Annotated in this window: 14 protein-coding genes and 4 pseudogenes; 14 read left to right on the forward strand and 4 right to left on the reverse strand. The window is 59.4% G+C overall.

Annotated features, from left to right (window positions below):
- Nucleotides 1-16: 16 nt before the first annotated feature.
- From ASD95_RS07870 to ASD95_RS07880, 3 genes are all read left to right on the forward strand, one after another.
- On the forward strand, nucleotides 17-694 hold the full coding sequence (locus ASD95_RS07870) for a DUF3313 domain-containing protein (RefSeq protein WP_056723688.1): 678 nt from the start codon (nucleotides 17-19) through the stop codon (nucleotides 692-694).
- Between the two features lie 63 nt (nucleotides 695-757).
- Entirely contained in the window at nucleotides 758-1,186 is a 429-nt protein-coding gene (locus ASD95_RS07875; protein WP_056723691.1) for a hypothetical protein, read from the forward strand.
- 17 nt (nucleotides 1,187-1,203) lie between these two features.
- Nucleotides 1,204-1,662: a glycine zipper 2TM domain-containing protein gene (locus tag ASD95_RS07880; RefSeq protein WP_056723693.1), complete on the forward strand. Its 459-nt coding sequence runs from the start codon at nucleotides 1,204-1,206 to the stop codon at nucleotides 1,660-1,662.
- A 292-nt stretch (nucleotides 1,663-1,954) separates the two neighbouring features.
- Here the strand turns inward: ASD95_RS07880 and ASD95_RS07885 are convergent.
- Nucleotides 1,955-2,646, reverse strand: a pseudogene (locus ASD95_RS07885) (winged helix-turn-helix transcriptional regulator).
- Nucleotides 2,647-2,749: 103 nt separating this feature from the next.
- On the opposite strand from ASD95_RS07885, the gene ASD95_RS07890 reads away from it, so the two are divergent.
- The gene (locus ASD95_RS07890; RefSeq protein WP_056723695.1) at nucleotides 2,750-3,691 is read left to right on the forward strand and encodes a carbon-nitrogen hydrolase family protein; all 942 of its coding nucleotides are present in this window, start codon (nucleotides 2,750-2,752) and stop codon (nucleotides 3,689-3,691) included.
- Between the two features lie 71 nt (nucleotides 3,692-3,762).
- Nucleotides 3,763-4,197, forward strand: coding sequence for a GFA family protein (locus ASD95_RS07895; protein WP_056723698.1), 435 nt, complete (start codon nucleotides 3,763-3,765; stop codon nucleotides 4,195-4,197).
- A gap of 56 nt (nucleotides 4,198-4,253) precedes the next feature.
- Here the strand turns inward: ASD95_RS07895 and ASD95_RS07900 are convergent, their stop codons facing one another.
- The gene (locus ASD95_RS07900; protein WP_056723700.1) at nucleotides 4,254-4,778 is read right to left on the reverse strand and encodes an RNA polymerase sigma factor; all 525 of its coding nucleotides are present in this window, start codon (nucleotides 4,776-4,778) and stop codon (nucleotides 4,254-4,256) included.
- Between the two features lie 320 nt (nucleotides 4,779-5,098).
- Between ASD95_RS07900 and ASD95_RS07905 the strand changes: the two genes are divergently transcribed.
- The 8 genes and pseudogenes from ASD95_RS07905 to ASD95_RS29665 form a co-directional block, all read left to right on the forward strand.
- Nucleotides 5,099-7,180, forward strand: coding sequence for a TonB-dependent siderophore receptor (locus ASD95_RS07905; protein WP_236709726.1), 2,082 nt, complete (start codon nucleotides 5,099-5,101; stop codon nucleotides 7,178-7,180).
- A gap of 711 nt (nucleotides 7,181-7,891) precedes the next feature.
- A complete protein-coding gene (locus tag ASD95_RS30085; protein WP_256355847.1) occupies nucleotides 7,892-8,026 on the forward strand; it encodes a hypothetical protein in 135 nt (44 codons plus the stop codon).
- Nucleotides 8,027-8,590: 564 nt separating this feature from the next.
- Nucleotides 8,591-8,791 (forward strand): annotated as a pseudogene (locus ASD95_RS29655) (methyl-accepting chemotaxis protein); the annotation flags it as partial.
- A gap of 48 nt (nucleotides 8,792-8,839) precedes the next feature.
- Entirely contained in the window at nucleotides 8,840-9,163 is a 324-nt protein-coding gene (locus tag ASD95_RS28475; protein WP_236709727.1) for a hypothetical protein, read from the forward strand.
- 126 nt (nucleotides 9,164-9,289) lie between these two features.
- A complete protein-coding gene (locus ASD95_RS07915; protein ID WP_056723706.1) occupies nucleotides 9,290-9,694 on the forward strand; it encodes an antitoxin Xre-like helix-turn-helix domain-containing protein in 405 nt (134 codons plus the stop codon).
- A complete protein-coding gene (locus ASD95_RS07920) occupies nucleotides 9,688-10,380 on the forward strand; it encodes an RES family NAD+ phosphorylase (RefSeq protein ID WP_056723708.1) in 693 nt (230 codons plus the stop codon). The genes ASD95_RS07915 and ASD95_RS07920 overlap by 7 nt, the downstream gene beginning before the upstream one ends.
- Nucleotides 10,381-10,633: 253 nt before the next feature.
- A pseudogene (locus ASD95_RS29660) lies at nucleotides 10,634-10,843 on the forward strand (hypothetical protein); the annotation flags it as partial.
- Nucleotide 10,844: 1 nt separating this feature from the next.
- Nucleotides 10,845-11,084 (forward strand): annotated as a pseudogene (locus ASD95_RS29665) (hypothetical protein); the annotation flags it as partial.
- Between the two features lie 64 nt (nucleotides 11,085-11,148).
- On the opposite strand, the gene ASD95_RS07930 reads toward ASD95_RS29665, so the two are convergent.
- Complete coding sequence (locus ASD95_RS07930) at nucleotides 11,149-11,562, reverse strand: cupin domain-containing protein (protein ID WP_056723710.1); 414 nt, start codon at nucleotides 11,560-11,562, stop codon at nucleotides 11,149-11,151.
- A gap of 44 nt (nucleotides 11,563-11,606) precedes the next feature.
- Entirely contained in the window at nucleotides 11,607-12,359 is a 753-nt protein-coding gene (locus ASD95_RS07935) for an SDR family oxidoreductase (protein ID WP_056723712.1), read from the reverse strand.
- Nucleotides 12,360-12,618: 259 nt separating this feature from the next.
- On the opposite strand from ASD95_RS07935, the gene ASD95_RS07940 reads away from it, so the two are divergent.
- The gene (locus ASD95_RS07940) at nucleotides 12,619-14,208 is read left to right on the forward strand and encodes a winged helix-turn-helix domain-containing tetratricopeptide repeat protein (RefSeq protein ID WP_056723860.1); all 1,590 of its coding nucleotides are present in this window, start codon (nucleotides 12,619-12,621) and stop codon (nucleotides 14,206-14,208) included.
- The last annotated feature ends 22 nt before the right edge of the window (nucleotides 14,209-14,230 follow it).

The raw sequence follows: 14,230 nt of genomic DNA on the forward strand, positions 1-14,230 counted from the left end.
AGGAGTAAACACCACTATGAATCTGTCCCGAAAACTGCTCGTCGGCGCCACGCTGGCCAGTCTGCTGCTAGGCGGTTGCACCTCGAAAGTGACTGAGAAGGAGCAATACTCAGGCTTCCTGTCCAACTACAACAACCTGCAGGAAGTCGAAACGCCGAGCGGCGGTACCACGATGCGCTGGGTCAGCCCTTCGTGGAACCCGAATGCCTATGACACCGTGGTGTTTAATAAACTGGAGCTCTACCCTGCGCCAAAACCCGATGAGCGGGTCAACCAGCAAACGCTGACGGATATTCAGAACTACATGACCAACAAGGCCAAGGCCACCCTGGGTCAGAAGTATCGCGTAGTGACCAACACCTCATCCGCACCGGCGGGTTCGCGCCCCCTGATCATGCGTGCGGCAATTACCGGAGTAAGTGCCTCCAACGAAGGCATGAAGTGGTATGAAGTGGTTCCCATCGCGGCCGTCGTCGGCGCAACCCAGGCCGCCACCGGCCACCGTGACCAGGACACCAACCTGTTCATCGAAGCCGAGTTCGTCGACGCCAGGAGCAACCAGACCGTGGCCAAAGTGGTGCGCAAGGTGTTCGGCACCGAACTGAAAAACGAAAGCCAGCAGATTACCGCCAAGGACTTCAAGGCGGCGATCGACAAACTGAACGCCGATCTCTGGGCATTCATTCGCAGTTGAGCCTTGGAGTTACCGCCGGCAGACGTTGGCGGTTCGATAATCCTCACGCAAAGGAACGCTGACATGCATCTCTATTCATCGCTGCAATTTTCAAGATTGCAAAGACCGTTACTTTTCGCAGCGCTCATCGCCATTGCGCTTGCATTAAGCGCTTGTGCATCCGTGGACGCGCAGACGACTGCTTACGTCGGAGTCGAGCATCCCGCACCGACCTTGCCCAGTGAAGTACAGGTGTTACGTACAGAACCGACGCGTCCCAATGTGCGGCTGGGAGAAATCCTGATCGATGCCACAGTCGACCCCGCACCGCCCATTACTGAGGTCGAACAAAAGTTACGTGAAGAAGCCGCCAAACTTGGCGCAGACGCGGTAGTCGTCGTCTACGATCACATTCAGCCGGTCGCCGCCTATGTGACAGGCCCACTTTGGAACCGTGATATTGAAACGATCCAGGGACGTAAGCTGAAAGGCATTGCCATCAAATACCAATAACAACGAGGTGCACAGCAATGAAAGCTATTTTGTCCTGGCTGACGGTTACGTTGGTGACTGTGCTGATCAGTGCTTGTTCCGCCGTAGGATCGACCGATGGCGGCGCCGGTGAAATCGAGATTCGCTCAGGGAAGATCGAGCAGATCTCGCTAACGCAGATGCAGACCAATCACGACTCCGGTGTCGGCGCTGTACTCGGTGGCCTCGGCGGCCTGGGAATCGGCAGCCTGATCGGTCATGGCACCGGACGTGATGTCGCCATGGTTGCCGGGGCTCTCGCCGGTGCGGTTGGCGGTAATTACGCAGAGAAGAAAAAATATGACCAACCGATAGAGGCGCAACAGATCATCGTGCGGGTAAACAGTGGCGTGCTGGTATCAATTACCCAGCCGATCAATCCATCACTGAATAAAGGCATGAAGGTGTATATCCAAGGCTCAGGCAATGATGCCCGAGTCCTACCGCAGGGCGGTTAGATTCACTTGAATCTTTAGGGTTGTGATGTCAAGGCCCGGAGTGCAGCATTCATCTGCACCAGCAACAGCCAGCTTTGTGTGCTGCTTGCGAGCCAAACAACAGGCTCTGGTACTGAAGCATGATCTTCATCGCGCTGCACATAAGCACCGGCCAAGTGAATAGCCCTGGGTTAAAGACACTCGATGCCAGTTTCTGGCCGATTTCTATCGGCCCCACTGGCAGCTTCACGCCCTCCGCGACAGGCAACAATCGCCCAGATACGGACGGTCAAACGCTTACTTTTCTCGAAGGCTACAAAGGCTGGACTGCAGCGCTCCGGGTACCGGCGAACGCACTCGTGCCAAGCCAGCGCCACAAGTTTTCGCATCCCGCACAGCCCCGTCTACACGCAGCTCTCGCGACTGAAGAACCTCCCTTGGTGTGCGGTCGCCGGTCCACACCTCGGTCAGCGCGCGCACGCTAGAGTCCACGACGAGCGTGAGTTCGCGTCCGGGGTCGTCGCGGCACAAATCTGCCACACCATGTTCGACCACAAGCCACCACTCTTGCTCGCCGGACCGCGCGTCGCGGAACTTGAAGTGGATGACCACCGACCGGGACGGGAACATCTCGATGCGCGCGAACCGGCGCACGTCCCACATGAGCAGGCCCGCGTCGAGTTCGTTATCGCGAAGGCGACTGCCGATCCAGCGCGCGCCCCAATGCCCTAGCGCCATGATGATGGGGCGCAATTCCTCGCCTGCCTCGGTCAGGCTGTACTCCCAGACTTTGCCTGCGGCCGTGCGATGTATGACACCGATATCTTCCAGGTGGCGCAACCGCTGTGTCAGCAAGCTGGTGGACATCCGTGGTACGCCACGGTGCAGTTCGTTGAAGCGCTTACTGCCGCATAGCAGCTCGCGCACGACCAAAGGCGTCCAGCGCTCGCACAGTGCTTGCGCACCGCGCGCAACAGTGCAGAACTGACCGTAGCTTTCATCCATCGCCTGTACTCCGCAACTACAACGCTTCAGATTCTGAACTAGTCTTGCGACTTCGCCACGTGCACGCTCAAACCTCCGAAAGCCACCGCCTCAGGAGAACGCCATGACCAAGATAGCCATCATTCAGCGGCCGCCAGTGCTGCTCGATCGCAGCGCGACGATCGCCCGAGCCGTGCAATCGGTCGCTGAGGCCGCGGCGGCGGGAGCCTCGTTGATTGTTTTACCCGAATCGTTCATTCCAGGTTACCCGTCGTGGATCTGGCGGCTGGCGGCGGGAAAAGACGGGGCTGTCATGGGCCAGTTGCACACGCGCCTACTGGCCAACGCCGTCGATATCGCGAACGGTGACCTGAACGATTTGTGCGAGGTCGCCTGCGCCAACGCCGTGACAATCGTATGCGGCATCAATGAATGCGAGCGGCGTAATGGAGGTGGCACGCTCTACAACAGCGTAGTCGTTATCGGTACCAACGGCGAAGTGCTCAACCGGCATCGCAAGCTGATGCCAACGAACCCCGAGCGCATGGTCCATGGTTTCGGTGATGCGTCAGGGTTGCGTACGGTCGATACACCCGTCGGCCGCATTGGTACGCTCATCTGCTGGGAAAACTACATGCCTCTGGCGCGCTATTCATTGTATGCCCAAGGGGTGGAAATCTACGTCGCGCCCACGTACGACACCGGCGAAGGCTGGATCAGCACGATGCGTCACATTGCACTCGAAGGTCGATGCTGGGTGCTCGGCAGTGGCACCTCGCTGCGCGGCAGCGACATTCCCGATGACTTTCCGGCTCGCCTGCAACTGTTTCCCGATCCGCAAGAGTGGATCAACGACGGCGACTCGGTGGTGGTCAACCCTCAAGGCCGGATCACAGCCGGTCCACTGCACCGAGAGGCAGGCATTCTGTATGCGGACATCGACGTCTCACTCGTGGCGCCAGCGCGGCGGGCGCTCGACGTCACCGGGCACTATGCGCGCCCTGACATTTTCGAGCTGCAGGTACGACGCACGCCGGCGACAGCGGTGCGCTACATCGACGAGTGAAGCGAACCAACGCTCAGGCGATCCATCCCAACTTCGGCGGTATGGGTAACAACTGATGAAGGAGTCATTCCATGAGCATTCAAAAGTCTTACAAAGGCAGTTGTTTTTGCGGCGCAGTCGAGTTCACCGTCAGCGGTGAGCCGGCCGCAATGGGCTATTGCCATTGCGAGTCGTGTCGACATTGGTCGGCAGCGCCGGTCAATGCCTTCACGCTGTGGAAACCCGAGGCGGTGCAAGTGACTCGGGGGGCGGACAACATTGGCACCTACAACAAGACACCGCAGAGTTATCGCAAATGGTGCAAGACTTGCGGCGGGCACATCTTCACCGAACACCCAGGGATGGGGCTCATCGACGTGTATGCCGCTGTCATCCCGGATCTCGCGTATTCGCCAGGCGTTCACGTCCACTATCAGGAGGCCAGGCTGCGCATCAAAGACGGGTTGCCCAAGCTGAAGGATGTCCCCAGCGAATTAGGGGGATCGGGCGTCAGCGTGGACGAATAGCACGGGCAACGATTGATGTGATCGGGCGGCGGTTGCGGGCGCAAGTGGCGCCGGGTCTATTCTGAGCGCGTCGAGAATGTGCGCTCCAGTCGCCTGCGACAGTGTCGCATGCCTTTGGCGATCTGCTTTTCGATGGTGCCTTCCTTGATATCCAGTTGCATGGCGATCTCACGCATGGTGAATCCCTCGCAACGGGAGAGCAGAAACACTGCGCGGTATTTCTCCGGCAGATCGTCTAGTGCATTGGACAGTATTTCCAGCTCCTGACGAATACCGGCAGCCTTGTCCGGGGATGACAACGGGCACTCGATCGCCTCCGCCAACTCGCTTTCGCCGAAGTAACGACCATGGGTCGTGTCCTGTCGTTGCTTGTCCAGCAACAGATTGGTTGCCGTGCGATAGAGGTAGGCCAGCGGGTTGTCCGGCTGCTTTGTCGAGTGCCTGGCAGCGCGCAGCCAAGTCTCTTGAACGATGTCCGACGCAATGAACGATGAACCCGCTCTGCGCTGGATATAGGCCTTGAGCTCCTCATAGTGGATCTCTACCAGCCGGGTCAGTGTTGGAGATTTACAGGAGGCCATCAGCGGGAAGCGATCTTGTCAGGGGATGTGCCGGACGCTATCACACTTGATATGTAATCTCAAATGCGTATAAATCCCATTTCACACTTGTTGACACTTGCGTATGATAGTTATTCTCAATAAAACCAGATCATATGTGAGTCCGCATGTCCGCCCTAGCTCTCCTGTGTGCACAAAACTCCGTTACCCCGCGCTCGCCCCTGGCACTCCGGCCTCTGGCCCTCGCCGTGCACATGCTTGCAGTCGGTATCACTGTCGCTGCTCCATCTCTACAGGCGGCGCAACAGACTGATCAGGCCGAGGCTGGAAGCTCTTTGACCTTGGCGCCCATCGCTATCACGGAGACAGCCACTCAAGAGCGAATCGGCGTCACTGAAGATACCCACTCCTACACCACTGATGCAGCGCGCACGGCCACACCGTTGAGCATGTCGCTGCGCGAAACCCCGCAGTCGGTCAGTGTCGTCACCCAGCAACGCATTCAGGACCAGGATCTGCGTACGATCCTCGACGTGGTCAACAATGCCACGGGTGTGTCGGTCAACCGCTACGAGACCAGCCGGGCACAGTTCAACGCCCGCGGTTTTGAGCTCAACTCGCTGATGATCGACGGTGTACCGACCATCTTCGAGCAGCCGTGGAGTTCGGGGGAGATTTTCAGCAGCCTGGCCATGTACGACCGTGTTGAAGTGGTCCGTGGCGCCAACGGATTGATGACCGGTGCGGGCGACCCTTCCGCGTCCCTCAACATGGTACGCAAGCGCGCCTACAGCACTGACCTCAAGGGTTCGGTAGAACTGAGCGCCGGCACATGGGACACCTATGGCGTCGAGGCCGATGTGTCCACGGCGTTGAACGAGGAAGGCACCATTCGTGCGCGGCTGGTCGGGGAGACCAACGAGGGCGATACCTGGATCGACATGAACGCCAACAAGCGCCAGACCCTCTACGGCACGATGGACATCGACCTGACGCCCGACACCACGCTGTGGTTCGGCTTGAGCCACCAGGAAAACAACGCCGATTCGCCGATGTGGGGCGGCCTGCCGGTCTGGTACGCAGACGGCAGCCGGACAAACTGGAGCCGTTCGAAGACAACCTCCGCCAAATGGAGCAAGTGGGACACCACCTACGACACCTATTTCGTCAATCTCGATCACACCTTCGCCAACGACTGGCAAGTCAACCTCAGCTACAACCGTGGCGAGCGAACCGGCGACTCTTCCCTGCTGTACCTCTCTGGCAATCCAGGCCAGAACGGTAGTGCCGGTATGTCTTCGTTCCCGGCGACCTACAAGACCAAGACCACCCAGGACGACTACGGCATCCGCTTCAATGGCCCGTTCTCGCTGCTGGGCCGCGAGCATGAAGCGGCCTTTGGTTATGTGGACAGCAAGCAGAAATTCGATGCCGATGCACTCAACGCGCAAACCGGCTTTGACGGTGTTGCCAACTTCGATGCCTACAACGGCGATTTCCCGGAACCGGTCTGGGGCCCGCGGACAGACTACGGCTACAGCGAGACCCGGCAGAAAGGGCTCTACGCAGCGACCCGTTTGAACGTGACCGACGACCTGAAAGTGATTCTTGGCGCGCGTGAGAGCTGGTACGAAAAGACCAGCGATGACATCTACTCGGAGGTGAGCAAGATCGACGTCGATCACGAACTGACCCCTTATGCGGGCATCGTCTACGACCTCACCGACAACCTTTCGGCCTATGCCAGCTACACGGAAATCTTCCTGCCGCAGTCGGTACGCGACAGTAGTGGCCAGCAATTGGAGCCCATCGTTGGCGAGAGCAGTGAAATCGGTTTGAAGGGTGAGTACTTCGGTGGCCGCCTGAACGCCTGCGCTGCGATTTTCCAGATCAAGCAGGATAACCTGGGCCAAAGCACCGGCGTGCTGATCGATCCTTCGAACCCCGCCGGCGGTTATGCCTACGAGGCCAGTGAAGGCGCAACCAGCAAGGGCTTCGAGCTGGAAGTGTCCGGCGAACTCGCGACCGACTGGAATGCAACAGTGGGTTACACCCAGTTCACCGCCGAAGATGCCAAGGGCAACGACGTAAACACCCTGTACCCGACCAAGCTGCTGCGTACCTTTACCACCTACCGCCTGCCCGGTGTTTTCAACAGGCTGACCATCGGCGGCGGGGTCAACTGGCAGGACTCGATCTACACCTACGCCACCAACCCGGCAGGCAACTCCGAGAAGATCCAGCAGGATGCCTATGCCCTGGTCAACCTGATGGCTCGCTACGAGATCACCGAAAACCTTTCGGCGCAGGTGAATGCTGACAACGTCACCGACGAGAAGTACTTCGACATCTTCGATGCCTATGGTGCCCTGACGTACGGTGCACCGCGCAGTATCACAGCTTCAGCGAAGTATCGCTTCTAAGGCACCAGGCGGGTCGGCGCAGTTCACTGCTGCGCCCAGTGACACGACGAAAACTCAAGCTCGCACCAGATTGGCCAGCAACACCGAACCTTCCAACGCCTGGCGATTTGACTGTGAGCAAGTCATCAGCCATCCATCACAGTATTTTCACATCCATTGGAATACGGTGGATCCAGCTCCTTTTGTGTTTTCCAGCCCGCACTCCCCATCGCGGGCTTTTTTTTGTCTACTCGATTCGTATGAAACAACAGGACGACCCCGGCCATCGGCGCAAGGACAAGAGACTAGAACAGTCGGACGACTATGGCGGCGACAAAGATTGCCAGTGTTAGGGCGGCACCGATGCCGAACGGCAACCACAGCAGAGCGGATCGCGTTCGGAGCGGGGCTACGCATCTCTTCGGCAAAAGCTGCAACGTCGCGGTGCAGTTGTTCAATGCTGGATTGATTCGTATGTTGTGTGGGCATGCTGCTACTTCCTGTGCGGGTCACGAGTCGTGTCTGCCGTGGCGAGTTGGAATAGCGGGTCACTCCTGCCAAAGTTGTAGGCAGAATCCGAGAATCGCGTAAGGGGTCTATCAACGGGGCCGAAAAAGAAAAGCCGGTCGTTCGCAACACCTTCCCCAAGTGCCAAACGACCCTGCCCACAGTCGATTGGCTAAACTTCATGAGTAAACCACTTCGCGCAACCCTGAACGTCAGGAGGCGAACATGAGCAAGCAACCTCAACCCCAAAGCCGCTCCAACCCCCAGCCCAGATCCCGTCCGTTGGTGCCGAACCTGCCGAGCAAAACCGGCAACAAGTCCGGCGGCTTGCGCGGTAACTATCCGCCGAAGAAGTCGTAATGGCCTCTGGTGTACGACAGGCTTTGCAATAGAGTCTGTCGTACTCCCCGTCACTTCAGCATTACTTGCCTCTATATCGGACATTGTTTTGTGCAAGCGACGTCGTCCCGGCCAAGAGTGACGGCCAAGGGCTACGCTCTCCACGGTTTCTCGACCATGCCACCAACCGATTCCATCCCTGACTCTGAAAATGTCTGCTCCTTTAACGCACCCAAGCTTTCGCGAAGTCCCGTGTTGCCATGAACCCTGCTTTTTTCTGGCTCATTTACATGGAGTAAGCGTACATGCCCTTCCCCACTCGTTTCCTCGACCCCTACCGCAAAGCCGACCGCATCATGCTGGGCCTGATCTGGCTGATGTTCGCTTTCGCTATCGGCCTGGCGTTCTGGCACGACACCTTCAAGCAGGCGCTGCTGGTGGGGGGGTGGCACCAGTGTGTTGTTGACGCTGTTGTATCGCGCCATCGGCGGAACGCGGTTGATGCGTTGTTTGCTGGGCGTTGGGGTGATGGTGATGGAGACGGTCGCGCTGCTCTATCTGGCGCTGCACAGCCAGGCCGATGCGGTGGAGAGCCAGGACATGCTGGACAAGATGCTCGCCACCACGTCCCAGTTCACCGCTGGTGCCGGCCAGGGTGACAAGGTGCTGGCCGGGCAGGCGCAGCAGATCGGTACGGTGCTGGAGGTGATCAGCAGCATTGCCGAGCAGACCAACTTGCTGGCGCTCAACGCGGCGATTGAAGCGGCGCGTGCCGGCGAGCAAGGACACTGGCGCTGAGTAGTCGGCGCTTGCCGCCGATTGCGACTCGGCTGGATGCGTTGGGGCGCACGTTTCATCAGTGATGCGGCCGTGGGCGCGGCGTTTGTTTCCAATGGGAAAACGGCGGGACTACAGCAAGGTATCCGTCCGGAAAGTGCACCCGCGATCATTGCGCTAATCACCCAGGGCAGCTTGCCACGAAATGAAATCAAGACGTTCACCGGCCTGACGCCGCGACCGGCAATCGACGAATTATCCAGGCTTATAAAAGTCGGCCTGGTAGAAAGCCGAACTCCAAAATCCAGAATCGTGCCCCCCGGCCTGCCCGCCTGGTTTGCCCAGGATATCTTTCCAGACCTGCATCGACGATTTCAGTAAAACAAAGCCTCAGCCAGATCGCTGCCCTATTGTATTGGCACGACAAGCCCATCCGTCGCACCAATATTGCTCTACAGACTCAATATATCTACATTTGAATCTATAGATACAAAAAAGGACGCGAACATGGCCATACCCATCCAAGCCCAATCCTTCACAAAAAACCAATGCGTCACCGGCCTGCGTGCCGCCGTGAGCATTCTGGAAAAGTGGAAAGCCACCAGCGACCAGGCCTGTCGCATCCTGCGTATTTCCCGCAGTACCTATACCCGCGCCCGGCAGCGTGACCCGGATTGGGCGGTGGCGCTGGATGCGGACCAGATGCAGCGCATCAGCTTCGTGCTGAACATGCACGCGACGTTGCGGCTGGTATTCGATAACCCGAACAACGTGTACGGCTTTGCTTCGATGGCCAATGACAACGAGTTTTTCAACGGGCGTTCGCCGCTGGAGATCATGGCCCAGGGCGACATGATTTCGCTGTATGAAACCTTCCGCCGCATCGACATGCTGCGGGGTGCGCAATGGTGATGGCGAGCGAGCTGGCGGTGTTTGCCGGTCAGTCGTTGCAGGCTTATCGCCTGGTCAATTCGAAGTTTCCGCCCATTGCGTTGTTTGATGATGTGGCGGACGCGGATGAATTTGAGCTGTTGTTCGAAATTCAGGCGTTGACCAATCCGCGGTTGAAGAATGAAGTGGGTCAGCTGGAGTTGATTGCACGCAGCGAGATTCCGTTCGGCATTCCCGGCTGCTCCTACGCCATCGCGCCCTTTACCCATGTCAACCCGGCGGGTTCGCGTTTCAGTGACGGCCACTTTGGGGTGTTGTACCTGGCGGATTCGATGGAAGCGGCGCTGGCCGAGGTGCGGCATCACCAGGCGCTGTATTGGTCGAGGGTGCAGAGCCTGAACTATGAGCGCTTTGTGTTTCGTGGGTTGGCTTGTGCTTTTGGCGATGCCGGGATGAAGGACGCCGCGAGCCTGCCGGTGAACGATCCGGTGTATGCGCCGGACGACTACAGCCATTCCCGTGTGCTGGGGCGCGCGGTGCGGGACGCCGGTTGTCCCGGGTTGCGTTATCACTCGGTGCGGATGCCGGGCAGTCATTGCTGGGCGCTGATGACGCCCAGGCCGGTTTCGTCGATTGTGCAGGCGGCGCATTACGAGATGGTCTGGAATGGGCAGATCACCAGCGTGAGCCAGATCAGCGAAGCTTGATTGCCTCGCCACAAAAAGAGTTGCTTAAACAGGCGGTGTTCGATCCATTGACCGCATCGATAGTCACCATCATTTCAATGAAGTTCTCTTAAAAAATCTCCGGCGTAACATCTGCTCCATACCAACCCATAAGCACCCCGGAGCACACCATCATGAAACGCCAGACCCTCCTCAGCATCGCTTTCTCGGTTTTCGCAGNCCCGGCGTAACATCTGCTCCATACCAACCCATAAGCACCCCGGAGCACACCATCATGAAACGCCAGACCCTCCTCAGCATCGCTTTCTCGGTTTTCGCAGTTAACGCTTTCGCCGCAAACTCCGCTCAACCTGTGGTCGCTGAAGGCGGCTCGGATCGTCTGATTGAAAGCCGTGTGGCCGAGGGTGGTTCCGATCGCCTGATCGAGAATCGCGTGGCTGAAGGTGGTTCGGATCGYCTGCTGGAAAACCGCGTCGCTGAAGGTNGCTGAAGGCGGCTCGGATCGTCTGATTGAAAGCCGTGTGGCCGAGGGTGGTTCCGATCGCCTGATCGAGAATCGCGTGGCTGAAGGTGGTTCGGATCGTCTGCTGGAAAAACGCGTCGCTGAAGGCGGTTCCGACAAACTGCTGGAAAACCGCGTTGCCGAAGGCGGTTCCGACAAACTGCTGCAGAACCGCGTCGCCGAAGGCGGTTCGGATCGTCTGATCGAAAGCCGCGCTGTCTGAATGCAGTGCTTGACCGCAGGACTCAACGAAAAGCCCGGCCTCAACAGCCGGGCTTTTTCGTGGTTCACTGTTTGATCGGTGTTACGAGCACCTTTTCCTCAGTGTCGAGGACGAACACCGCCAACAGGCGTGCAGGTTGGGTGTCGCTGGCGTTGGCGCTGACCAGGTGCACGGAACCCGGTTCCTCTACAAAATTTTCGCCGACCTTGTAGATCTTTTCCGGTTCGCCTTTGACCTCGATGCGAAACGAGCCCTCCAGCACCGTTGCATAAATGAAGGCCGTTTTCGGATGGGTGTGGGCTGGCGACGCGGCACCCGGCCCATACTCGACGACCACGCCCCTCATACTCTTGCCGGGGATGTTGGGAATGGGACGGTCGAACACCACCGTCACCTTACCGGGGGGCGGTTCGGCGGCCGATGCGGCGCTGATCGAGAGCGCAGCGAATGCAGCGGCCATCAGCAATCGGGTAACCATGGGACTTCTCCTGGATTGGTAGGGAAATGTAAGGGGGCGATCCGTTACTGCGCCGTCGACCGGGCCAGCCAGTCGTCGAAGCGGATCGCCCCCAGGCGTGCGTTCTTGCCGGTGACCAGCGATTGATCGTCGAGCACGGCGCCGAAGTAACGTGCATGCACGTCCGGCACGACCTTGCGGTTGTCCCGGGTCGCCCGCAGAAAGCGCCGGGCCAGTTCGTCGATCGGCATGGTTTCCGGGCCGCCGACTTCAACGGTGCCATTGAGCGGTGCAGCCAGCACGACATCGGCCAGCGCCGCTACCACGTCGTCGGACGCTATCGGCTGGATCAGAGCCGGCGAAGCATGAATTTCCTCGCCAACGGCGAACGACTGGACAATGCCGCCGGCAAACTCGGAGAACTGCGTGGCACGCACAATGGTGTAAGGCATGCCGGACGCCTTGATAAGGGCTTCCTGCGCGACCTTGGCCCGGAAATAACCGGTATCGGGAAGCCGCTCACTCCCGACAATCGACAGGGCAACATGATGACGAACCCCGGCGGCGGCTTCGGCGGCCAGCAGGTTCCGGCTCGACGTTTCAAAGAAATCGAGAACAGCCTGGTCCTCCCACGACGGCGCGTTCGCCACGTCGACCACCACATCGGCACCGTCCATCGCTGCGGCCAGGCCTTCGCGGGTGATGCTGTTCACGCCCGTGCTTGGGCTCGCGGCGAGCGCGTCATGGCCGCGCTCGCGCAGGGTGTTCACAAGTTTCGATCCGATGAGGCCGGAGCCTCCGATGACGACGATCTTCATGACTGTTCTCCACTTGTCGACTGCAACCATTGCGTCGGTGTAGAGAGATTGCCTGCGCGCACCAGGCAAGTCCTTGCGCCAGGCTTGGGTTTGCCTTGGCGTGTGCTTGAATTTATGTCCAAAGCCGATGGTGTTCATCCAGCCGCCCTTGCCGCAGACGGTGCAGCGGGTGCCGAGCTGCCGTATCATCTGCCTCTGTTACCAACCGCCAGCCGCCTGGGACAAGGAGTTGAGGGCGATTCGCCAGGGGATGCTCGACTTGCCATTCACGTTTGAAGACTACTTGCTCGATCAGGAGCGCCGGGAGCTGACCCTGCGCGGGCAGGTCGTGGCCGTCGGACCGCAGGTCTTCGATCTGTTGCTGCTGTTCGTCAACAATCCCGATCGCGTCGTCAGCAAAGACGAATTGCTCAAGGCAGTGTGGGGCGACCGGATCGTTTCGGAATCGACGATCACCAGCCACATCAATGCGGTGCGCAAGGCCATTGGTGATACCGGCGAGGAGCAGCGCCTGGTACGCACCGTCCCCCGCAAAGGCTACCGCTTCGTTGGCCGGATCAACGGCGACTTGACCGGGGAAGCGCGACAGCCTGACATCGATGAACGCTCGACCGCTACCCCGAAGCAAATCCCCTCCCCCGCGCTCGTCCTGCCGGACAAACCCTCGATCACCGTCCTGCCCTTCCAGAACCTGAGCGGCGATCCGGAGCAGGAGTATTTCGCCGATGGCGTGGTGGAGGACATCATCGCCGCCCTGTCGCGGATCCGCTGGCTGTTCGTCATCGCGCGCAATTCGAGCTTCACCTACAAGGGCCAGACCGTGGACGCCCGGGGCGTCGGCCAGGCGTTGGGCGTGCGCTACGTGCTCGAAGGCAGCGTGCGCAAGTGCGGGAACAGGCTACGCATTACCGGGCAACTGATCGATGCGACAAGCGGGACGCACATCTGGGCGGAGCGCTTCGAAGGCCTGCTCGACGACATCTTCGAGCTGCAGGACCAAATCACCGAAAGCGTCGTCGGAGCCATCGCGCCGCAACTGGAACGGGCAGAAATCGAACGCGCCAAACGCAAGCCGACAGAAAGCCTGGACGCCTACGACTACTACCTGCGCGGGATGGCAAAACTGCACAGCGGCAGTCGGGAAGCCATCGAGCAAGCGCTGCCGATGTTCTACCAGGCCATCGAACTCGATACGGAGTTTGCTTCGGCCTATGGCATGGCCGCCTGGTGCCACTTCTGGCGCAAGCTCAATGGCTGGATGGCCGATCGGCCTGCAGAAATCGCCGAGGGCATACGGCTGGCGCGTCTGGCGGTGACCCTCGGCCGCGACGATGCCGTTGCGTTGACCCGGGGCGGACATGCGCTTGCTCATCTCGCCGGCGAAGTCGACGCCGGCATTGCACTGCTCGATCGGGCACGCCTGCTCAACCCCAACCTCGCCCCCGCCTGGTTCCTGGGCGGTATCCTGCGGGCGCTGCACGGCGAAACAGACACCGCCATCGAAAATTTGAACCATGCCGTTCGCTTGAGCCCGCTGGACCCGGAAATGTTCAGGATGCAGGTCGGGATGGCGCTCGCGCATTTCTTCGCCGGGCACTTCGATGCCGCTGCGGACTGGGCGGAAAAAGCGCTGGGCAACCTGCCCGGTCTGCTGATCGCGGCAGCGCTGGTGGCGGCCAGTCATGCGCTCGGCGGTCGAACGGAAAAAGCCAATCTGGCGATGCAGCGTCTGCAAAAGCTGGATCCTTCTTTGCGTCTGTGCACCCTCAAGGGCTGGCTGCCCATTCAACGGCCTGAGGATTTCGCCCGTTTCGTCGATGGACTGCGGCTGGCCGGGTTGCCGGAATGATGGGGCGCTGAACACGACTTTC

The sequence above is a fragment of the Pseudomonas sp. Root71 genome (genome assembly GCF_001429045.1).
GTDB classification, from domain to species: domain Bacteria; phylum Pseudomonadota; class Gammaproteobacteria; order Pseudomonadales; family Pseudomonadaceae; genus Aquipseudomonas; species Aquipseudomonas monachiensis.